Here is a 20,997-nt window from a genome sequence, read left to right as displayed (position 1 = left end):
CAGCTTGAGGGTGGCAGCCTGAAGGTGGGTGCTGGAAGGGTCGGGCGTCAGCTGTTCCCGCCCAGAAGCTCGGTTGCGATGGTCTGGACGATCGGGCGCGCCTCGGCCTCGCGCATGCCGGGCGTCAGGCGCGGATCGTAGAGGATCCGCAGCAGCAGCTCGTCGTGGCGGGTGAGAAGCGCGTATTCCTCGTCGTCGTTGAAGATCGAGGGGCGGGCCGCGGGGCTGTCGTTGGCAAGGCCCATGCCCTGGGCCAGTTCCTCGTGCACGCAGGACTGGAACATGCGGTGCGGCAGCTCGGACCGGATCACGGCGACCGCGCGGCTGTAGACGGGCGAGCTGCCGGCGGAATAGGCGAAGACGGTGCAGAAGTTCTGCGGCCGCATGTCCACGACGGCCTGCACGTCGGTTGCGGGAATGCCGGGGACGAGCTGCGACAGGCGCGGGCCGACGGCGGCGCGGTCGTCCTCGGACACGACGAGGACGACGAAGTTCCCGCCCGACCCGGTCAGCGAGACGGGGTGCCCGGTAACGGCCGAGAGCCTTGCCGCGAAGGCCGCGATGTCGGCGCGGTGGCGCACGCGGCTGCCCGCGTCGACCGACGGGCCGAACTCGACCTGCATCCGCACCGGGGCGGCCCAGCGCCGCAGGGGCGCGTCGTGGACGCCGCGGACCAGCGCCGCGCCGTTGCGTTCGTATTCGTCCCGCAGCGCGATGGCCACGAAATCGTCGGTGAGCGCGGCGACGGTGATCGGCCCCGCGGATGACCCGTCATCGCGCTTCATCCGGCCTTTCGCGATCAGCGCGTCCTGCGTCCCGGCGAGATAGTCGCGCATGGTGGCGCTGGCAGGGCTGGGCTCGCGCGCGGCGCGTTCCTGCGCAAGCCGCGCCTCTTCCGCGCGCTCGCGGCGCAGCGCGGCCTGGCGCACGGATTCAGGCGCGCCGGACGGGCGCGGGACCACGGCTTCCTGCGGTGCGTCGGCAGGGGCGGGCCGGGGGTCGCCGGCGGGCGCGCAGGCGGCGAGGGCTGCCACCAGTCCCAGTGCCGCGACCCGCAGGCCCGCACGCCCGAACGGGCCCGCGAATGAGCCGCCCGCGAACGCGCCGCGCCCGAGCGGGCCCCGCGCGCAGGTGCTGCGGCAGAAGCGGGGTCCGGGCGGGGGAAGCTGCGCGGTCACGGTCGGGCGGGCCGGTTCAGCGGGCGCCGGCCGGGGCCGCGCCCATCGTCTGCGGCGCCTGCTGGCGGGCGCGGGACGCGGCGAGGGTATCGCGCAGCTCGATTTCCATCTTCTGGAGATCCTGCTCGGCGGCGGCGCGGCGGGCCTTGCCCTCGTCCGCGATCCGCAGGCTGTCCTCGATCGTCGCCACCAGCTCGGCGTTCGCAGTGCGGACGGATTCGATGTCGAAGACGCCGCGTTCCATTTCCGTGCGGATGCGGACGTTCGCCTCGCGCAGGTTCTTCGCGTTCGCGGTCAGCAGGTCGTTGGTCAGGTCGGTCGCCTGCCGCACCGCACCCGCCGCCTGCGCGCCGCGCTGGATCGTGACCGCCTGCGCGAGCTGCGTTTCCCACAGCGGCACGGTGTTCACGAGGGTCGAGCTGATCTTCGTGACCAGCGACTTGTCGTTTTCCTGCACCAGCCGGATCGAGGGCAGCGACTGCATCGTCACCTGCCGCGTCAGCCGCAGGTCGTGGACGCGCCGCTCGAGGTCGTCGCGCATGGCGCGGAGGTCGCGCAGTTCCTGCGCCTCCATCACGTCGCCGTCGGCCTTGCTGGCCGCGACCTCGGCTTCCTTGGCGGGGATGTCCTTCTCGTCCAGCTCGCGCAGCTTCGCCTCGCCCGCGGCGATGTAGAGCGCGAGTTCGTCGTAGAAGTCGAGCGTGCGTTCATACAGCACGTCGAGCGACTTGATGTCCTTGAGCAGCTGGTGCTGGTGCGCGTCGAGATCGACGGTGATGCGGTCGATCTGGCCCTGCACCTCTTCGTAGTTCGCCACGAACTTGGCGAACGGCGCGGCGCGGCCGGTCAGCTTTTCCCACCACGACCGTTCCCGGCGCACATCGAGTTCGTTGACCGAGAAGCCGCGGATCGTGGTCACGATGTCGCGCAGGCTTTCGCCCGCCGGGCCCACGTCCTTGTTCTTGACGTCGGCCAGCATCTGCTGGCTGATTTCCTGCAGCCCCGCCTGCGCCCGCGACCCGAAATGCACGACCGAGGTGGTGTCGGTCAGGTCGATCTCGTCCATGCGGCGGCGGATCTCGTCGGCGACCGGGGCGTCGGCCTGCGCGAGCGCCACCACCTCGCCCTGCGGTTCGGGCAGCACAAGCGAGGTGACGTTGCGAAGCTCGTCCAGGGTCGCTTCGGCCCGGCGCTGGGTTTCGTTGGTCATCGGCGCTTTCCCCATCTGTTCGGGCTGACAGGCCCCTGCGGGCCGGATCATCCGGCCTATCGTCCGCGCAATCAACCGGACGCGGCCACTTAAGTTCCGGTTCTTCCGGGCTTTCGTCGCCGCGGCCGCGTGCCTGTCTGCAGGTGTCCGGGAGCGGCCGCGAACCGGCTTGCCCGCCGGGCGGGCGGCGTTGCACCCTGAAAGGGGCGCGTGTATGGATCGCGCCGGTCAAAGACGGGAAGGAGCCGCGATGCGCAGGGTCGTCGTCACGGGACTGGGAATGGTCACTCCGCTTGCCAGCGGGGTCGAGGAAACCTGGAAGCGGCTTCTGGACGGGCAGTCGGGCGCAGGCCCCATCACTCGCTTCGATCCGGCCGAGGTGGTCACGAAATACGCCTGCGAGATCCCCTTCGGGGACGGCAGCGACGGCAGCTTCAACCCAGACGACTGGATGGAGCCGAAGGACCGCCGCAAGGTGGACGACTTCATCCTGTACGGGATGGCCGCAGCCGTGCAGGCGGTGCGGGACGCGGGCTGGGAAGACCCCTCCGAGGAGGAGAAGCTGCGGACCGGCGTCATGATCGGGTCGGGGATCGGCGGGCTCACCTCGATCGCGGAAACGGCGGTGCTGATCAAGGAACGCGGGCCGAAGCGGGTGTCGCCGTTCTTCATTCCCGGCTCGCTCATCAACCTCGTCAGCGGGCAGGTGTCGATCCGGTTCGGCTTCAAGGGTCCGAACCACGCGGTCGTCACGGCCTGTTCCACCGGCGCCCACGCCATCGGCGACGCGGCCCGGCTGATCGCCTTCGGCGACGCCGACGTGATGGTCGCGGGCGGGGCCGAGGCGCCGATCTCGGAAATCGGGATCGCCGGGTTCAACGCCTGCAAGGCGCTGTCCACCAAGCGCGACAACGATCCGAAATCCGCGAGCCGCCCGTGGGATGCCGACCGCGACGGCTTCGTGATGGGCGAGGGCGCCGGGGTGGTCGTCCTCGAGGAATACGAGCACGCGAAGGCGCGGGGCGCGAAGATCCATGCCGAGGTGCTGGGCTATGCGCTGTCGGGCGACGCCTATCACATCACCGCCCCCAGCGAGGACGGCGACGGCGGTTTCCGCTCGATGAGCGCCGCGCTGGAGCGCGCGAAGCTCGCGCCGGCGGACATCGACTACATCAACGCGCACGGCACCTCGACCATGGCCGACACGATCGAGCTTGGCGCGGTCGAGCGGCTGCTGGGCGATGCGGCGTCCGGCGTCACCATGTCGTCCACCAAGTCGTCGATCGGGCACCTGCTGGGCGCGGCCGGCGCGGTCGAGGCGATCTTCTGCATCCTCGCGATCCGCGACCAGATCGCGCCGCCGACGATCAACCTGGACAATCCCGCCCGCGAGACGCCGGTGGACCTGGCCGCCAACGCCGCCGTCCGGCGGCAGATCGACGTGGCGCTGTCCAACAGCTTCGGGTTCGGCGGCACCAACGCGAGCCTGATCGTGGGACGCGTCGCCGGATGATCTGGCGCGGCATCGCCTCGACCTTCCTGACGCTGCTGGTCGTCATCCTGATCGGCATGGCGATCATGGTCGCGTGGGGGCGCGCGCAATACACGAACCCCGGCCCCAGCGCCGCGGCGCAGTGCGTGACCGTGGCCCAGGGGGCGAGCCTGAACGCCGTGTCCCAGCAGCTTCTGGAACAGGGCGTGGTGTCCAGCGCCTATATCCTGCGGACGGGCGCGGACTACGAAGGCAAGGCGAACCAGCTGAAGTTCGGCAGCTACCTGGTGCCGCCGAACGCCAGCATGCAGCAGGTCGTGAGGACCCTGACCGAGGGCGGGCCGTCCACCTGCGGGGCCGAGGTCGTGTTCCGCGTGGGCGTGCGCGGCAACAGCGTCGTGCTGCGCGACCTGGACCCGGCGAGCGGCCGCTACGAGGACCGCGCGAGCTACGACCCGGCGACGGGGCAGGAGCCCGTGCAGATCGCGCAGGCGACCGCCCAGCCCGGCGCGCGGCTGCGGGTGGCGGTGGCCGAGGGCGTGACGAGCTGGCAGATCATCGAGGGGCTGAAGGCCGCTCCGTTCATGGCCGGCGAGGCGGGCGCGGTGCCGCCCGAGGGATCGCTCGCCCCGGACACCTACGAGGTCGAGAAGGGCGCCGACCGCGGCGCGCTCGTCGCGCGGATGCGCGCGTCCCAAGCCGAGCGGCTGGCGCGCGCATGGGAGGCGCGGCCCTTCGGACTGCCCTACGAGACCCCCGAGGAGGCGCTGATCATGGCGTCGATCGTGGAAAAGGAAACCGGCATCCCGTCCGAGCGGCGCGTGGTGGCCAGCGTCTTCGTCAACCGCCTGCGCGACGGGATGCGGCTGCAGACGGATCCCACCGTGATCTACGGCGTGACCGAGGGGCGCGGCATCCTTGACCGCGGCCTGCGCCGGTCGGAACTGCAGCGGCGGACGCCCTACAACACCTACGTGATCGAGGGGCTGCCGCCGACGCCGATCGCGAACCCCGGCCTTGCCGCGATCGAGGCCGCGCTGAACCCCGAGGAGACGGACTACCTGTTCTTCGTGGCCGACGGATCGGGCGGCCACGCCTTTGCCCGGACCCTGCAGGAGCACGAGGCCAACGTCGCCCGCTGGCGCGAGATTGAGGCGCAGCAGGGGGCGGCGGCGGAGTCCGCCGTGCAGACGGCGGACTAAGCGGGGATCGAGCGGGGGCTGGCGCGAGGCGTCTGTCACCGTCGGCGACTCAGCATCAGGGTGAGGCGGTCGCGCGAGACAATGCTTCCGGGTCCGCTGAAGTCGCACCGTGACGCGCCTGCCCGCCCTTCGGCTGGCGCGGCCGTCCGGAGCGGTGGCTCCGTGGCACGGTCCGGGACCGGGTTTGAAGGCCGTTCCGGTGGCAGGCCCGACCTGAGTCAACGAGCTGCACGGCGTGTGTGTGTGCCGTGTCCGTTCCTTGCGGTCGAGCGGATGCCGGTCACCTTTGGTGCTTCGATTTCCTGCAGGTCCGCGCACCTCAACCAATCCCGTTCGAGTGCCAACGTCGGAGAACCGCGTGCCCGCTTTCCCAAGGAGGGACTGGTCGGAGCCACGTTGCCCGTCGGTAGGGGCTGATCTTCCGTCGGGCCTTCGATGTTCCCGCCGGTCCGCCCAAAGCGCACCGGGACGCGCCCGCCCGCCTCCTGGCGGGCGCGTTCGCGCCCACCCGGGCGGACGCGTCTCTCCGGAGTGCTGGCGTTGACGCACCGCTCGGAAACGGGCTTGTGGCCCGTTGCCTTCAGCAGAACCGCCCTGACAGATCGTTTGCCGATTGTTTCGCATGGCTTCTTCCTGGTCCTTCGATGCACCCGCCGGTCCGCCCGAAGCGTCCCTCCGGGCTGCTGGCTTTGGCGCACCGGTTGGAATCGGGCTTGTGGACCGTTCCTTCAGCAGCGCCGGTGCAAGGGACGTGCGGAGGGGCTGGAATCGTGTGGTGTTGCGGCTGGTGCGGCGGGTGTTGCGCCTTGTAACCGGTTGACCAATATTAGTAATTCGTATTTCTCACCGGCCCCCGTCCGCGTTGCGGATTGACTTTGCGAACGGTCGGATGTAGAACAAACACATGCTGGGAGAGGTGGGCAAGCGGCCGGGGCGACAAGCCTGACGGGCCGCTTTTTCGTTTCTCTGCTCGTGCGGACAGGCACACGAGGGGCAGGGCAGACATACATGGATATGACGTTCGATCCGGGGCCGGTGGCGCCGGAAGGTCCGTTCCCGGCCGGTACCGCGAGCGGTGCCGCGGCCGAGGCGCGGAGGTCCGTGCTCGACCTGTGGGAGGGGCTTTTCCACAGCTATGCCGACGACCTGGAAAAGGCGCGGCAGAAGGTCGAGGCGGGCGAGTTCGATCAGGTGAAGGACAGCCGGCAGCTGGCGCGCGACCTGCGCGCGGCGGCGCATCTGGTGCTGGAGGAAAGGGGAAAGCTTGACAAGCTTCGCAGAGAGATATCCCGCGACATCGGCGGGGATGCCGGGGGCGGAACGCTCGACCTTGCCGCCGCACGAGATGAGATCGGGCGCCGCCTGGCTTGCCTGCGCCGGGCCGGAGGAGGTTGACGCGTTCCTCGCCGGCCTGACCGAGAACGCGCTGGCCAGCCTGCCGTGGCTGTTCGAGTTCTGGGCCCTGCCGCACCAGTTGCCGCCCGGCGGCGACTGGAAGTCGTGGGTGATCATGGGCGGGCGCGGCGCGGGCAAGACCCGCGCCGGGTCCGAGTGGGTGCGGGCGCAGGTCGAGGGGGCGACTCCGCTCGGCCCGGGCCGCGCCCGCCGCGTGGCGCTGGTGGCCGAGACGTTCGACCAGGGGCGCGACGTGATGGTGATGGGGGATTCGGGGATCCTCGCCTGCTCGCCCCCCGACCGCCGCCCGGTGTGGGAGGCAGGGCGGCGCAGGCTCGTCTGGCCGAACGGCGCGACGGCGACGGTGTTTTCGGCGCACGAGCCGGAGGCGCTGCGGGGGCCGCAGTTCGACGCGGCATGGGCGGACGAGCTCGCCAAGTGGAAGAAGGCGGAGGAGACCTGGGACATGCTGCAGTTCGCGCTGCGGCTGGGCCGCCACCCGCAGCAGGTCGTCACGACGACGCCGCGCAACGTCGGCGTCCTGAAGGCGATCCTGCGGAACGCGTCGACGGTCGTGACGCATGCCCCCACCGATGCGAACCGGGCCTATCTGGCAGAGAGCTTTCTCGCCGAGGTCGAGGCGCGCTATGCGGGCACGCGGCTCGGCCGGCAGGAGCTGGAGGGGGTGCTGCTGGACGACGTGGAAGGGGCGCTGTGGGCGACCGCCGCGATCGAGGCGGGGCGCGTCGATGCGGCGCCGAAGCTGGACCGGATCGTGGTCGCGGTGGACCCGTCGGTGACGGGGGGTGCCGCCAGCGACGAGTGCGGGATCATCGTCGCGGGCGTTGTCTGCGACGGGCCGCCGCAGGAGTGGCGGGCCTACGTGCTCGAGGATGTGTCGGTCCGGGGCGGGCCGCTTGACTGGGCGCGCGCCGCCATCGCCGCGATGGAGCGGCACGGGGCCGAGCGGCTGGTCGCCGAGGTGAACCAGGGCGGCGACCTGGTGGAAAGCGTGATCCGGCAGGTGGACCCGCTGGTGCCGTTCCGCAGCCTGCGGGCCGGGCGCGGCAAGGGGCTGCGGGCGGAACCCGTCGCCGCCCTGTACGAGCAGGGCCGGGTGCGGCACCTGCGGGGCCTCGGCACGCTCGAGGACCAGATGTGCCGGATGACGGTCAGGGGGTTCGAGGGGCGGGGGTCGCCGGACCGGCTGGATGCGCTGGTCTGGGCGATCCACGAGCTGATGATCGAGCCGGCGGGGCAGTACCGGCGGCCGCAGGTGCGGAGGCTGTAGCCGCCGCAAGCCGGGGCGCTGCCCCGGACCCCGGGATACTTGCAGACAGAAGATGCGCTCGTCCGGCCCAACGGTCGCGGGTGCGGGACGGGAAGGGGCGGCCTCGCGGGGCGGCCCCTTTTTCATGGCAGACGAGGAGAGGCGCATGGCAGGGCGGTGGTTCGGACGCGGGAACGGGCAGGCGGATGCCGCCGCCCCCGCGCAGGTCGAGACGAAGGCGAGCGCGACCGGGCGGGTGGTGGCGCTCGCCTCGGGCGCGGGGCGGGTGGTGTGGTCGCCCCGCGACGTGGGGAGCCTGACGCGGGCGGGGTTCACCGGCAACCCGGTCGGGTTCCGCGCGGTGAAGCTGGTGGCGGAAGCCGCCGCCGCGGTGCCGCTGGTGTGCCAGGATGCGAAGCGCCGCTATGACGTGCACCCGGTCCTGGACCTGCTGCGGCGGCCCAACCCGGGGCAGGGCCGGGCGGAGCTGTTCGAGTCGCTGTTCGGGCAGCTGCTTCTGTCGGGGAACGGGTATCTGGAGGCGGTGTCGGCCGAGGGGGCGGAGCTTCCGGTCGAACTGCACGTGCTGCGGTCGGACCGGGTCAGCATCGTGCCGGGCGCGGATGGCTGGCCGGTGGCCTACGACTATGCGCTGGGCGGGCGGAAGCACCGGTTCGACATGACCGGGTCGCCCGATCCGATCTGCCACGTCCGCAGCTTCCATCCGCTCGACGATCACTACGGGCTGTCGCCGATGCAGGCGGCGGCGGTCGCGATCGACGTGCACAACAGTGCGAGCGCGTGGTCCAAGGCGCTTCTGGACAACGCCGCGCGGCCTTCGGGGGCGATCGTCTACAAGGGGGCGGACGGGCAGGGGCTGTTGAGCCCCGACCAGTACGACCGGCTCGTCTGCGAGATGGAGATGCATCACCAGGGCGCGCGCAACGCGGGCCGCCCGATGCTGCTGGAGGGCGGGCTCGACTGGAAGCCGATGGGATTCTCGCCCTCGGACATGGAGTTCCAGGAGACCAAGACGGCCGCCGCGCGCGAGATCGCGCAGGCGTTCGGGGTGCCGCCGATGCTGATCGGGATCCCCGGGGACGCGACCTACGCCAACTATGCCGAGGCGCATCGGGCGTTCTATCGCCTGACCGTCCTGCCGCTGGTCAGCCGGGTCGCGGCCGGGGTCGCGTGGTGGCTGTCGGAGCATCTGGGGGCCGAGGTGGACCTGAAGCCCGACCTCGACCAGATCCCGGCGCTGGCGGCGGAGCGCGACCAGCACTGGGCGCGGGTGGGGGCCGCCGACTTCCTCACGCAGGGCGAGAAGCGGGCGGCGCTGGGGCTGCCGCCGCTGTCCGGCGACGCCGCTGCGGGCGGCTGAGATGGAGGGGTCGAGGTTCGGGAAGGAGCCGTTCGACTGGCACGACCAGCGCTTCGCCACGCAGGAGCGGATCATGGCGCTGCAGTTCGGGCAGGTGGACCGGCGGCTGGAGCGGATCGAGTCGCTGATCGAGGGGCTGGAGAAGCGGCTGTGGATGACCGTCTACGGCGTGGTGGCCGTGATCCTGACGCAGGCGGTCCAGTCGATCCTGCAATTTGGGCCGAAAGGGGGCTGAAGGCGCATGAGAATGGACGAGTTGGGGCTTGAGGTGAAGTTCGCGGGCGGCGCGCCGGTGCTGACCACGACCGACGCCGGGACCGTGATCGAGGGCTATGCGAGCCTGTTCGGGCTGGCGGACCAGGGCGGCGACAAGGTGATGCCGGGCGCCTATGCGGCGAGCCTGTCGAAGCTTGCCGGGCGCGGCGACAAGGTGCGGATGCTGTGGCAGCACGATCCGATGCGCCCGATCGGGGTCTGGGACGAGATCCGCGAGGATGCGCGCGGGCTGTGGGTCCGGGGGCGGCTGCTGTCCGAGGTCGCGCAGGCGCGCGAGGCCGCGGCGCTGGTCCAGGCGGGCGCGATCGACGGGCTGTCGATCGGCTATCGCACCGTCAGGGCCGAGCGCAGCCCGGAAGGGCACCGGCTGCTGACCGAGGTCGAGCTGTGGGAGGTGTCGCTGGTGACGTTCCCCATGCTGCCCGAGGCGAAGGTCGGGCGGAAGTCCGGGGACCGCGACGAGGCGGCCGCGGCGGAAGAAGCCGCCGACGGGGCGGCAGAGTTTTCGGCCGCCTTGCGCGACGCTGCCCGCGCGCTCAGGGGCGCGTGATCTGACCGACATCCGGCCCTGACCGCGACGCGGGGCGGGCCGCAAGGGGATCCGGCGAGGGGAGGACCTTCGCCGGCTGCGGGCGGCTGCGCCGGAGAGCGCGGGCCGCCGACACCGAGGAAGGAGAGGACCGGGATGACCGACGGAAACGCTGCGGAGGGGACGGTGCCCACGGGGACCGGCGCGCCCGCCGGGGTGAAGGGCGCGATGGCCGAGTTCGTGGGCGAACTGACCCGCTTTCGCGAGACGATCGAGACGAAACTGCAAGCACAGGAAAACCGCATGACCATGCTGGACCGCAAGACCGCCATCCGGGGCCGCGCGCCCCTGTCCTCGGCCGCCGAGACCGAGGCGCCGCACCAGAAGGCGTTCGCCGCCTATCTGCGCCAGGGCGACGATTCCGCGCTGCGCGGCCTTGTCCTGGAGGAAAAGGGCATCACCGTCGCCACCGACGGCGGCTTCCTCGCCGCGCCGCAGATCTCGGCCGACGTGCAGGACGCGCTGCGCAACGGCGGCTCGCTTCGCGCGCTCGCCACGGTGGTCCAGGTCGATTCGCCGTCCTACGAGGTGCTGGTCGACAAGGCCGACATGGGCAGCGGCTGGTCGGGCGAGGGCGCCGTGGTCGAGACCGACGCGCCGCGCGTGGACCGGGTGTCGATCCCGCTGCACGAGCTGTCGGCGATGCCGAAGGTCAGCCAGCGCCTGCTGGACGACGCGGCCTTCGACCTGGAAGGCTGGCTCGCTGCCCGCATCGCGGAACGCTTCGCGCGCGCCGAGGCCTCGGCTTTCCTGAACGGCGATGGCGTGGACAAGCCCAAGGGTCTGCTCACCTACCCGACCGTCCATTACAAGACCGCGACCGAGATGCAGATCGGGCGCGTCAACACCGGCAACGCGCTTACGCTCGGCTCCGACCCGGCGGGGCTGCTGATCGAGATGACATACGCGCTGGGCGCGCCCTATCGGGCCAACGCCGCGTTCGTCATGAACTCGCGCATCGCGATGGAGATCCGCAAGCTGCGCGACACGGAAGGCCGCTTCATCTGGGCGGATTCGCTCGCTGCCGGGCAGCCCGCGCGCCTGCTCGGCTATCCGGTCGTGATCTGCGAGGACATGCACGACTTCGGGTCCGCGAAGGTCGGCGTCGCCTTCGGTGACTTCGCCGCCGCCTATACGATCGCCGAGCGTCCCGAGCTGCGCGTCCTGCGCGACCCGTTCTCGGCCAAGCCGCACGTCCTGTTCTACGCGACCAAGCGCGTGGGCGGCGGCCTGACCGATCCGCGCGCGGTCAAGTTCCTCGTCTTCGGCTGATCCACGGCCGGAGCGGGGGGCGCGCATGGGTGCTTGCCGTGGCGGCACAGCACTGTCCGCACGCGCTGTGGCAGGCGCGCAGGCGCGCCCCCCGTCTTTGATGCCGCCGATCGGATGAAACGCAAGGAACGGGAGGTTTCAGGATGATGCTTGTCGAGGAAGCGGCGCCCGACGCGGGCGCGCTGCCCGTGGCCGCGCTGCGCGGTTACCTGCGGCTGGCGACGGGGTTCGAGATGGCGACCGACGCCGCCGAGGACGCCGCGCTGGCGGGGTTCCTGCGCGCCGCCATCGCCACGATCGAGGCCCGCACCGGCAAGGTGCTGCTGCGCCGCGCGTTCCGCCTGCGGCTGGAGGAATGGCGCGACCCCGCCCGCCAGCCGCTGCCGCTGGCGCCGGTCGCGTCGGTCGAGGCGGTGGAGGTCACGGACGCGGCCGGGCGGGTCACCGCGACCGGGCCGGATGCCTGGCGGCTGGTTCCCGACGCGCAGCGGCCGGCGCTGGTGCCTTCGGGCGGGTGGCTGCCCTCGATCCCGGTCAACGGGTTCGTCACGGTCCGCTTCACCGCGGGCTTCGGCGAGACCTGGGCCGGGGTGCCCGCGGACCTGGCGCAGGCCGCGATCATGCTGGCCGCCCGCTACCACGAGGATCGGGGCGATCCGCAGCAAAGCGCGGCGGTGCCGTTCGCGGTCGGCGCGCTGCTCGACCGCTGGCGGCAGGTCCGCACGCTGGCGGGTCGCGGGGGGCGGGCATGAGCGTGCCCTTGCTCCTGGAAGCCCCGCGGCGGGTCGGCGACGGGCTGGGCGGCTACGTCGTCCGCTGGGCGGTGCTGGGGCGGATCTTCGCCACCATGCAGGGCGGGTCCGGCCGTATCGGACAGGGCGAGGTCGGGCCCGAAAGCGTGGTCGGCTGGAAGATCACCGTGCGCGGCGCGCCCGAGGGCGATCCGCGCCGCCCCGCGCCGGGGCAGCGCTTCCGCATGGGCGCGCGGCTGTTCCCCATCGACGCCGTGGCCGAGGCGGACCCGTCGGGGCGCTGGCTGGTCTGCACCGCAAGAGAGGAGAGGCAGGCATGAGCTATCAAGCATCCGCCGCGCTGCAGGGCGCGGTCTACCAGGCGCTGCGGGAGGACGAGGCGCTGGGCGAGCTGGTCGGCGACGCGATCTACGACGCGATGCCGGTCAGCGCACCCAGTGGCGTCTACGTGGCGCTCGGCCCCGAGGACGTGAGCGACGCGGGCGACATGACCGCGCCCGCCGCCCGGCATGACTTCGTAATCTCGGTCCTGTCGGGGGCCGACGAGGGCGGCGGCGGCTTCGCGGGCGTGAAGGCCGCCGCGGCTGCCGTGACGGCGGCGCTGGAACAGGCGGCGCTGGAACTGGACCGGGGGCATGTCGCGGGGCTGTGGTTCCTGCGCGGGCGCGCCCGGCGCGCGGATGGCGGGGCCGGGCGGCGGGTGGACATGACGTTCCGCGCCGCCGTCGACCTTGCCGCGAAACATTTGTGAGGAGACGGGAAGATGGCGGTGCAGAACGGGCGTGACCTGCTCATCAAGATGGACATGGCCGGCGACGGCACGTTCCAGACTATCGCGGGGCTGCGCGCCACGCGGCTGGGCTTCAACGCGCAGAGCGTGGACGTCACGAGCCTTGAAAGCCAGGGCGGCTGGCGCGAGCTGCTGGCGGGCGCGGGGGTGCGGTCGGCCTCGATCTCCGGTTCCGGGGTGTTCCGGGACGAGGGGACGGACGGGCGCGCCCGGCAGGTGTTCTTTGACGGCGAGGTGCCGCGGTTCCAGGTCGTGATCCCGCATTTCGGCGTCGTCGAGGGGCGATTCCAGATCACGGGGCTGGAATATTCGGGCAGCTACAACGGCGAGGCCACCTACGAGATGACGATGGCCAGCGCAGGCGCGCTGACCTTCGTCGCGCTGTGAGGGCGCGGGAGGTGGCGAACCCCCATGCGGGCGAAGTCGCCGTCTGGATCGACGGGCGGCGGCACGCGGCCAAGCTGACGCTGGGGGCGCTTGCCGCGCTGGAGGCCGAAATGAAGGCCGACAGCCTGGTGGCGCTGATCGGGCGCTTCGAGGGGGGCGCTTTCTCGGCATCCGACGTGATCGCGGTGCTGGTCGCGGGGCTGCGCGCCGGAGGCTGGCAGGGCGAGGCGGAGGATCTGATGACCGCCGACCTGCGCGGCGGCCCGATGGAGGGCGCGCGCGCCGCGGCGGAGCTGCTGGCGCGGGCGTTCGCGGGGCCGGCGTGAGCGAGGCTGCCGGGCAGGGTGCTGGTCAGGCCTCCGCGCAGGGGCTCGACTGGCCGGGGCTGATGCGCGCGGGGATGGTGTGGCTGCGGCTCACCCCGTCCCAGTTCTGGGCGCTGACCCCGGCCGAACTGGCGCTGATGTTGGGGATCGAGCCGGGCGGGGGCGCGCAGGCGATGACGCGCGGGCGGCTCGCCGATCTTGCGGCGAAGTTCCCGGATTGAGGGCGCACACGACAACGGGCCGGCGGCGACGCCGGCCCTTCGATTTCAGGAGGGCGGGATGGCCGACAAGGATGGGTTCGACCGGCTGGGCGACGAGTTCGACCAGGCCGGCCGCATGACGGCGACCTTCGAGCGCGAGCTGAGCCGCCTGCAGGCGACGATGGGCGACACCGGGCGCGAGATCGGGTCGCTGACCACGGGCTTCGGGTCGGGGCTGCGGCGGGCGTTCGACGGCGTCGTGTTCGACGGGATGCGGCTGCAGGACGCGCTGAAGGGGATCGCGCGCAACATGGCCGACGCGGTGTTCGCCGTCGCCATGCGGCCCGTGCAGGGCGCGGTCGCGGGGGCGATGGCGCAGGCGGTGGGCGGCGCGATCGGTTCGGCGCAGCCCTTCGCGCAGGGCGGCGCGTTCTCGCAGGGGCGCGTCACGGCCTTCGCGCGTGGCGGGGTCGTGACCGATCCGACCTACTTTCCGATGCGGGGCGCCACCGGCCTCATGGGCGAGGCGGGGCCGGAGGCGATCATGCCGCTGCGGCGCGGCGCGGACGGGCGGCTTGGTGTCGCAGCACCCGGCGGGGGCGGGCGGGCGGTCAACGTCACCGTCAACGTGACCACGCCCGACGTCGCGGGCTTCCAGCGCAGCCACAGCCAGATCGCCGCGCAGATGAGCCGCGCGCTGGCGCGGGGGGAAAGGAACAGCTGATGGCGTTTCACGAGACCAGATTTCCCGCCAACCTGTCCTTCGGATCGGTGGGCGGCCCCGAGCGGCGGACCGAGATCGTCGCGCTGACGAACGGGTATGAGGAACGGAACTCTCCGTGGGCGCATTCGCGCCGGCGCTATGACGCGGGGCTGGGGCTGCGGAGCCTAGACGACGTGGCGGCGCTGATCGCGTTCTACGAGGCGCGCGCGGGCCAGCTGCACGGGTTCCGCTGGAAGGACTGGGCCGACTTCAAGAGCTGCGCCCCGAGCGCGGCGCCGGCGCTGGATGACCAGCCGATCGGCGCGGGCGACGGGGTGACGCGCAGCTTTGCGCTGCGCAAGCTCTACCGATCCGGTCCCGCCGACTACTGGCGACCGATCGCGAAGCCGGTGGTGGGGACGGTGCTGGTGGGGATCGGCGGGGACGCGCAGGTGGAGGGGGTGCATTACGCCGTGAACCTTGCGACCGGGGTCGTGACGTTTGCGGATGCCCCCGGCCCGGGCGCGCCGATCACCGCCGGGTTCGAGTTCGACGTGCCGGTGCGGTTCGACACGGACCGGATTGCGGTGTCAGTCGCCTCGTTCCAAGCGGGCGACCTGCCGCAGGTGCCGGTGATCGAGGTGCGGCTGTGAGCGGCGCCGTCGAAGGGGGCGCCACGACGACGCTCGCGCGCGCATGGGCCGTCACGCGGGCCGACGGGGTGGTGCTGGGTTTCACCGACCACGACGCCGTGCTGCGGTTCGAGGGGATCGCGTTCCGCCCCGATGGCGGGCTGACGGCGCGGGCGGTCGTGCAGGGCCTCGGCCTGTCGGTGGACAACACCGAGGCGCAGGGGATCCTGTCGGACGACGCGATCACGGAGACGGACCTCCGCGCGGGCCGGTGGGACGCGGCCGACGTGCGGCTGTGGGAGGTGGACTGGCAGGACACCGCCAACCGGCGCCTGCTGTTCCGCGGCGCGCTGGGCGAGGTCACGCGCGCCGACGGCGCGTTCCGGGCCGAGCTGCGCGGGCTGTCCGAGGCGCTGAACGTGCCCCTCGGCCGGGTCTATCACCCGCGATGCGCGGCAAGGCTGGGCGACGGGCGCTGCAAGGCGGACCTGGCCCGTCCCGGCTACCGGGTCGAGACGGTGGTGGCGTCGGTCAGGGACGGCGTGCGCTTCACGCTGCCGGACGTGCAGGGCTACGACCAGGGCTGGTTCGAGGGCGGGACGCTGACGGTGCTGGACGGCGCGGCGCACGGGCTGGAAGGCGCGATCAAGCAGGACCGGCAGGAGGGGCCGATGCGGCTGATCGAGCTGTGGGCCGCGACGGGTCTGGTGCCCGCGCCGGGCGCCCGGGTGCGACTGACCGCCGGGTGCGACAAGCGGCCCGCGACCTGCCGGCTGAAGTTCCAGAACTTCCTGAACTTCCGGGGCTTCCCGCATCTGCCGCCCGAGGACTGGCTGATCTCGCCGCAGAACGGCGGTGCGCGGTGAGCGCGCGGGTCGTGGCTGCGGCCCGGGGCTGGATCGGGACGCCCTACGTCCACCAGGCGTCGGTGCGGGGGGCGGGGGCGGACTGTCTCGGCCTGGTCCGCGGGGTCTGGCGCGAGATCCTCGGGGAGGAGCCGGAGGTGCCGCCGCCCTACACCGCCGACTGGGGCGAGACGGGGCGGGAGGAGCTGCTGATGGCGGCGGGCCTGCGGCACATGGCGCAGGTGACGGGCGGGTGGGCGGAGGGGCAGGTGCTGCTGTTCCGCATGCGCGAGGGCGCTGTGGCCAAGCACCTGGGGATCCTGTCGCAGGCCGGCGAGGATGCGCGGTTCGTCCATGCCTACGACCGCCACGGCGTCGTCGAGAGCCCGCTTTCCGCGCCGTGGCGGGCGCGGGTGGCGGCGCGGTTCGCGATTCCGGGCGCGTGAGAACCGGGTCGCCCATGGGGGCGGCCGATGCAGTTTGACCTGAAGGGGGAAGGCGATGGCGACCATTCTGCTGGCGGCGGCGGGCGCCTCGATCGGGGCGGGGTTCGGGGGCACCGTCCTCGGCCTGTCGGGCGCCGTGATCGGCCGCGCCGTGGGCGCGACGCTGGGCCGCGTCATCGACGAGCGCCTGCTGGGCGCGGGCACCCGTCCCGTGGAGACCGGGCGGATCGACCGGCTGCGCCTGCAGACCGCGGGCGAGGGCACCGCGATCGCCCGGGTCTGGGGGCAGATGCGCGTGCCCGGCCACGTGATCTGGGCCGCGCCGGTGACGGAGGTGACGCGCAGCTCGGGCGGCGGCAAGGGCTCAGGACCGCGGGTGAACGAGGTGAGCTATCGCCTCAGCCTGGCGGTGGCGCTGTGCGAGGGGCCGATCCTCGGCGTGGGGCGGGTCTGGGCTGACGGCGAGGAGGTCGCGGCGGACGAGCTGAACATGCGCGTCTATCGCGGCGGCGAGGCGCAGCTGCCCGATCCCTTCATCGTCGCGCACGAAGGCGAGGACGCACCCGCCTATCGCGGCGTCGCCTATGTCGTGCTGGAGGAACTCGGCCTTGAACGCTGGGGCAACCGGGTCCCGCAGCTGAGCTTCGAGGTGACGCGGGCCGCCGAAGCGGAAAGCGGGCTTTCCCGCGACGTGCAGGCCGTGGCGATGATCCCGGGCACGGGCGAATATTCGCTGGCGACATCCCAGGTGAGCCACGACCTGGGCCTGGGCGAGACGAAGATCGTCAACCGCAACACCGCCGCGGGCGGCACCGACCTGCAGGTGTCGCTGGGGGCGCTGGGGCGCGAGCTGCCCAAGGTGGGCTCGGTCTCGCTGGTGGTGTCGTGGTTCGGGGACGACCTGCGCGCGGGGCATTGCACCGTGCGCCCGAAGGTCGAGCAGAAGGAGAGCGACGGGGCCGAGATGCCGTGGAGCGCGGGCGGGATCGACCGCGCGCGCGCAGGCGGGGTCGCGCGCGTGAACGGGCGGCCGATCTATGGCGGGACGCCGTCCGACGGCTCGGTCGTCGAGGCGCTGCGCGCGATCGCGGCAAGCGGGCGGAAGGCGGTGTTCTACCCGTTCATCCTGATGGAGCAGCTCAAGGGCAACGGCCGCCCCGACCCGCTGACCGGCAAGGGCGAGCAGGCGGTCATGCCATGGCGCGGCCGCATCACCTGCGAGGCGGGAAACGTCCTCACCGCGCGCGCCGAGGCCGAGGTCGCGGCGTTCTTCGGGACCGCGGCCCGGGGTGACTTCGCGATCCGCGACGGCAAGGTGGTCTATTCGGGGCCGGACGCGTGGTCCTATCGCCGCTTCATCCTGCACTACGCGCATCTGTGCGCGCTGGCGGGAGGGATCGACGCGTTCCTGATCGGGTCCGAGATGATCGGCCTGACGCAGATCCGCGGTGCGGGCGGCAGCTACCCGGCCGTCGCCGCGCTGAGGGCGCTGGCGGCCGACGTGCGCGCCATCCTGGGACCCGGCGTGAAGCTGGGCTACGCCGCCGACTGGAGCGAGTATTTCGGCCACCATCCGGGCAACGGCGAGGTGCGGTTCCACCTCGATCCGCTCTGGGCCGATCCGAACATCGACTTCGTGGGGATCGACAACTACCTGCCCCTTTCGGACTGGCGCGACGGCGAATCGCACCTCGACGCCCGGTTCGGGCGGATCGACGATCCCGCCTATCTGCGCGGCAACGTCTGCGGGGGCGAGTATTTCGACTGGTACTACGAAAGCGACCTGCACCGCGAGCACCAGCGCCGCACGCCGATCACGGACGGGCTGGGGGAGCCGTGGATCTGGCGCTGCAAGGACATCCGCGGCTGGTGGGGGAACCCGCATCACGAGCGGATCGGCGGCGTGCGGCAGGCGAAGCCGACCGCCTGGGTGCCGGGGTCGAAGCCGGTGTGGTTCACGGAATACGGCTGCGCGGCCCTGGACAAGGGCACGAACCAGCCCAACAAGTTCCTGGATGCGATGAGCTCGGAATCCATGCTGCCGTATTACTCGGACGGGCGGCGGGACGACGGGTTGCAGGCGGCCTATGTGCGGGCGGTCAACGACTACTGGTCGGATCCGGCGAACAACCCGGCGATGGCGGGCGGCGGCCGGATGGTGGACATGGCGCGCGCGCATGTCTGGGCCTGGGATGCGCGGCCCTATCCCGCCTATCCCGCGCGGGGCGACCTGTGGTCGGACGGGCCCGCGTGGGAGCGGGGCCACTGGCTCAACGGCCGGGCGGGCGCGATGCCGCTGGCGGCGCTGGTCGCCGCGATCTGCCGCGAGGCGGGGGTGCGGGCGTTCGACACCTCGGCGCTGTCGGGGATCGTGCGCGGCTACGCGCTTCAGGGCGGGCAGACGGGTCGGGCGGCGTTGCAGCCGCTGATGCTGGCCTACGGGTTCGACGCGGCCGAACGCGACGGCGTGCTGCGGTTTGCCATGCGGGGCGCGCGCGTGACCGCGACGATCGGCAGCGGCGACCTGGCCGAAGCCGACGGGCTCGGCGGGGTGGAGATCACACGCGCCCCTGCGCCTGAACTGGTGGGCCGGGTGCGGCTGAGCCATGTCGCGGCGGGCGGCGACCATGCCGCCGCGACGGCCGAGGCGACGCTGCCAGGGCAGCACCAGGCCACCGTGTCGGACAGCGAGGTGCCGCTGGTGCTGACGCGCGGCGAGGGGCTGGACGTGGCCGAGCGCTGGCTGGCCGAATCCGGCGTGGCGCGGGACCGGCTACGGCTGGCCTTGCCGCCGTCGAGGGCGCAGCTTGGCCCCGGCGACGTGATCGCGCTGGGCGACGGGCCGGGGATCGGGCAGCGCTGGCGGATCGACCGGGTCGAGCGCGCGGGCGCGCTGGTCATCGACGCGGTGCGGGTGGAGCCCGGGGTCTATCGCCCCGCCGTCCGCCCGCCCGAGGCCGAGACTGCGCGCCGGTTCCACCCGCCGGTGCCGGTCTGGCCCATGTTCCTCGACCTGCCGCTGCTGCGCGGGGACGAGGTGGCGCACGCGCCGTGGCTTGCCGCGACCGCGACGCCTTGGCCGGGGGCGGTTTCGGCCTGGGTCTCGACCGAGGAAGGCGGCGGCTACGCGCCGAACGTCAACCTTTCCGTGCCCGCGATCATGGGCGTGACGCTGTCGCCCCTGGCGGGGGCGCGGGCGGGCGAGTGGGATCGCGGCCCGGCGCTGCGGATCAGGCTGAAGGGCGGGGCGCTGAAGTCGATCCCGGATGCAACGCTCATGGCCGGGGGAAACCTGCTGGCGATCGGGAACGGGACGCCCGACGGATGGGAGCTGCTGCAGTTCGCGAACGCGGCGCCGATCTCGCCCGGCGTGTGGGAAATCTCGCGCCGCCTTCGCGGCCAGGCCGGGACGGACGCGGTGATGCCGGAGGTGTGGCCGGCGGGCAGCGTGGTCGTGGTGGTGGACGAGGCGCTGCGGCAGGTGGTGCTGCCGCCCACCGCGCGCGGGCAGATGCGGCACTGGCGGATCGGCCCGGCCACGCGCCCGCCCGAGGACCCGAGCTATCGCCACATCGGCCACGCCTTCGCGGGCGCGGGGCTCAGGCCGCTGTCGCCCTGCCACCTGCGGGTGGCGGGCACGCGGCTGTCGTGGATCCGGCGCACCCGGATCGGCGGCGATGGCTGGGACGGGGTGGACGTGCCGCTGGGCGAGGCGGCGGAACGCTACCTCGTCCGGCTCATGCGGAACGGGTCGGTGCTGTGGCAGGAGGTCGTGGGAACGCCCGCCTGCACGGTACCGGCCGCGGCCTGGGCGGCTGCGCTTCAGGGCGGAAGCTTCGCGGCGGAGGTCGCGCAGCTGTCGGACGAGTACGGGCCCGGCCCGTTTGCAAGGAGGACGATCAATGCCTGACCAGAACACCGCCCGGCTGGGGCTGCCGCTGCTGCAGCCCGCGCAGGCGCAGAAGCATGTCACCGTCAACGACGCGCTCGTCCGGCTGGACGGGCTCGTGAACCTCGCGCTGGAGAGCGTGTCGCGCACGACCCCCCCGGCCGCGGGGTTCGAGGGGCTGAGCTGGGGCGTTCCCGCCAATGCCGTCAACGAGTGGGCCGACCGCGCCGGCATGGTCGCGACCGGGGCCAACGGCGGCTGGGTGTTCACGGTGCCCCGGATGGGCCAGCAGGCGTTCGTGCGCGACCGCGGTGTCAACGCCGTCCACGACGGTGCGGCGTGGGTGCTTGGGGCGTTGTCGCTGGGGCTTGCGGGCAGCGCCCTGATCGCGGGGATGGCCGAGGGCGAGGTCGTGACCGCAAGCGGCGCGACGGTGGAGAGCACGCTCTACATCCCGGCGCGGGCCATGGTGATCGGCTGCACCGCGCGCGTGGTCGAGCCGATCACGGGGACGCTGCAATCCTGGAGCTTGGGGACCGACGGTGCGCTGGACCGCTTCGGGAAGGACCTGGGCAAGGCACAGGGCAGCTGGGCGCGCGGGATCCTGTCGCAGCCGATGACCTACTGGAGCGCGGCGCCCCTGAAGCTCACGGCGGCGGGCGGGGTGTTTTCCGGCGGGCGCGTGCGGCTTGCGGCGCACTGGCTGGACCTGAAGCTGCCCAACTGAGAATGGCCGGGTGCGGGTCTTTCGATCCGCGCCCG

General features: G+C 72.4%; 22 protein-coding genes. 20 read left to right on the top strand and 2 right to left on the bottom strand.

Annotated features, from left to right (window positions below; all coding sequences use genetic code 11):
- Positions 1 to 47 precede the first annotated feature (47 nt).
- Entirely contained in the window at positions 48 to 1,034 is a 987-nt protein-coding gene (locus tag ELI80_RS08935) for a DUF2927 domain-containing protein (protein ID WP_236641395.1), read from the bottom strand.
- Positions 1,035 to 1,194: 160 nt separating this feature from the next.
- The gene (locus ELI80_RS08930; protein ID WP_136650732.1) at positions 1,195 to 2,388 is read right to left on the bottom strand and encodes a toxic anion resistance protein; all 1,194 of its coding nucleotides are present in this window, start codon (positions 2,386 to 2,388) and stop codon (positions 1,195 to 1,197) included.
- Positions 2,389 to 2,638: 250 nt separating this feature from the next.
- Here ELI80_RS08930 and fabF point away from each other — a divergent pair, with 250 nt between their 5' ends.
- The 20 genes from fabF (at position 2,639) to ELI80_RS08830 (ending at position 20,962) form a co-directional block, all read left to right on the top strand.
- Complete coding sequence (gene fabF, locus ELI80_RS08925) at positions 2,639 to 3,901, top strand: beta-ketoacyl-ACP synthase II (protein WP_136650731.1); 1,263 nt, start codon at positions 2,639 to 2,641, stop codon at positions 3,899 to 3,901.
- Entirely contained in the window at positions 3,901 to 5,082 is a 1,182-nt protein-coding gene (mltG, locus tag ELI80_RS08920; protein ID WP_201740593.1) for an endolytic transglycosylase MltG, read from the top strand. The genes fabF and mltG overlap by 1 nt, the downstream gene beginning before the upstream one ends.
- A gap of 1,008 nt (positions 5,083 to 6,090) precedes the next feature.
- Positions 6,091 to 6,477: a permease gene (locus ELI80_RS08915; RefSeq protein ID WP_136650729.1), complete on the top strand. Its 387-nt coding sequence runs from the start codon at positions 6,091 to 6,093 to the stop codon at positions 6,475 to 6,477.
- Positions 6,428 to 7,768 (top strand): DNA-packaging protein, encoded by a 1,341-nt coding sequence (locus ELI80_RS08910; RefSeq protein ID WP_136650728.1) that lies wholly within the window; start codon positions 6,428 to 6,430, stop codon positions 7,766 to 7,768. Before ELI80_RS08915 ends, ELI80_RS08910 begins: the two co-directional genes overlap by 50 nt.
- 145 nt (positions 7,769 to 7,913) lie before the next feature.
- Positions 7,914 to 9,128 carry a phage portal protein gene (locus ELI80_RS08905; protein ID WP_136650727.1) on the top strand — a complete coding sequence of 405 codons (1,215 nt, stop codon included), beginning with the start codon at positions 7,914 to 7,916 and terminating at the stop codon, positions 9,126 to 9,128.
- A 1-nt stretch (position 9,129) separates the two neighbouring features.
- Positions 9,130 to 9,363 (top strand): GTA head formation protein, RCAP_rcc01685 family, encoded by a 234-nt coding sequence (locus tag ELI80_RS08900; RefSeq protein ID WP_131673916.1) that lies wholly within the window; start codon positions 9,130 to 9,132, stop codon positions 9,361 to 9,363.
- 6 nt (positions 9,364 to 9,369) lie between these two features.
- The gene (locus tag ELI80_RS08895; RefSeq protein WP_136650726.1) at positions 9,370 to 9,954 is read left to right on the top strand and encodes an HK97 family phage prohead protease; all 585 of its coding nucleotides are present in this window, start codon (positions 9,370 to 9,372) and stop codon (positions 9,952 to 9,954) included.
- 135 nt (positions 9,955 to 10,089) lie between these two features.
- Positions 10,090 to 11,265 (top strand): phage major capsid protein, encoded by a 1,176-nt coding sequence (locus ELI80_RS08890; protein WP_201740589.1) that lies wholly within the window; start codon positions 10,090 to 10,092, stop codon positions 11,263 to 11,265.
- 143 nt (positions 11,266 to 11,408) lie between these two features.
- The gene (locus ELI80_RS08885) at positions 11,409 to 12,017 is read left to right on the top strand and encodes a head-tail connector protein (RefSeq protein ID WP_136650725.1); all 609 of its coding nucleotides are present in this window, start codon (positions 11,409 to 11,411) and stop codon (positions 12,015 to 12,017) included.
- Positions 12,014 to 12,337, top strand: coding sequence for a head-tail adaptor protein (locus ELI80_RS08880; RefSeq protein ID WP_136650724.1), 324 nt, complete (start codon positions 12,014 to 12,016; stop codon positions 12,335 to 12,337). The genes ELI80_RS08885 and ELI80_RS08880 overlap by 4 nt, the downstream gene beginning before the upstream one ends.
- On the top strand, positions 12,334 to 12,768 hold the full coding sequence (locus ELI80_RS08875) for a DUF3168 domain-containing protein (protein WP_136650723.1): 435 nt from the start codon (positions 12,334 to 12,336) through the stop codon (positions 12,766 to 12,768). The genes ELI80_RS08880 and ELI80_RS08875 overlap by 4 nt, the downstream gene beginning before the upstream one ends.
- Before the next feature lie 12 nt (positions 12,769 to 12,780).
- Positions 12,781 to 13,194, top strand: a complete 414-nt coding sequence (locus ELI80_RS08870; RefSeq protein WP_131673910.1) for a phage major tail protein, TP901-1 family — start codon at positions 12,781 to 12,783, stop codon at positions 13,192 to 13,194.
- A gap of 11 nt (positions 13,195 to 13,205) precedes the next feature.
- Complete coding sequence (locus ELI80_RS08865) at positions 13,206 to 13,520, top strand: gene transfer agent family protein (RefSeq protein WP_136650722.1); 315 nt, start codon at positions 13,206 to 13,208, stop codon at positions 13,518 to 13,520.
- A complete protein-coding gene (locus tag ELI80_RS08860; protein WP_268939860.1) occupies positions 13,517 to 13,741 on the top strand; it encodes a rcc01693 family protein in 225 nt (74 codons plus the stop codon). The genes ELI80_RS08865 and ELI80_RS08860 overlap by 4 nt, the downstream gene beginning before the upstream one ends.
- Positions 13,742 to 13,799: 58 nt before the next feature.
- A complete protein-coding gene (locus tag ELI80_RS08855; protein ID WP_136650721.1) occupies positions 13,800 to 14,444 on the top strand; it encodes an RcGTA-type gene transfer agent tail tape measure protein in 645 nt (214 codons plus the stop codon).
- Positions 14,444 to 15,076, top strand: a complete 633-nt coding sequence (locus tag ELI80_RS08850; protein ID WP_136650720.1) for a DUF2460 domain-containing protein — start codon at positions 14,444 to 14,446, stop codon at positions 15,074 to 15,076. Before ELI80_RS08855 ends, ELI80_RS08850 begins: the two co-directional genes overlap by 1 nt.
- Positions 15,073 to 15,921 (top strand): phage/gene transfer agent baseplate hub protein, encoded by an 849-nt coding sequence (locus ELI80_RS08845; RefSeq protein WP_136650719.1) that lies wholly within the window; start codon positions 15,073 to 15,075, stop codon positions 15,919 to 15,921. The genes ELI80_RS08850 and ELI80_RS08845 overlap by 4 nt, the downstream gene beginning before the upstream one ends.
- A complete protein-coding gene (locus tag ELI80_RS08840; protein WP_136650718.1) occupies positions 15,918 to 16,346 on the top strand; it encodes a C40 family peptidase in 429 nt (142 codons plus the stop codon). Before ELI80_RS08845 ends, ELI80_RS08840 begins: the two co-directional genes overlap by 4 nt.
- 55 nt (positions 16,347 to 16,401) lie before the next feature.
- Positions 16,402 to 20,256 carry a baseplate multidomain protein megatron gene (locus ELI80_RS08835; RefSeq protein WP_136650717.1) on the top strand — a complete coding sequence of 1,285 codons (3,855 nt, stop codon included), beginning with the start codon at positions 16,402 to 16,404 and terminating at the stop codon, positions 20,254 to 20,256.
- Positions 20,249 to 20,962 carry a DUF2793 domain-containing protein gene (locus ELI80_RS08830; RefSeq protein WP_136650716.1) on the top strand — a complete coding sequence of 238 codons (714 nt, stop codon included), beginning with the start codon at positions 20,249 to 20,251 and terminating at the stop codon, positions 20,960 to 20,962. Before ELI80_RS08835 ends, ELI80_RS08830 begins: the two co-directional genes overlap by 8 nt.
- Positions 20,963 to 20,997: the final 35 nt, after the last annotated feature.

Origin of the sequence: Paracoccus aeridis (assembly GCF_004923205.2) — a bacterium.
In the GTDB taxonomy this organism is placed as follows: domain Bacteria; phylum Pseudomonadota; class Alphaproteobacteria; order Rhodobacterales; family Rhodobacteraceae; genus Paracoccus; species Paracoccus aeridis.
The sequence above is the reverse complement of the archived record's forward strand: the minus strand, read 5'-3'. Positions and strand labels throughout refer to the sequence as shown.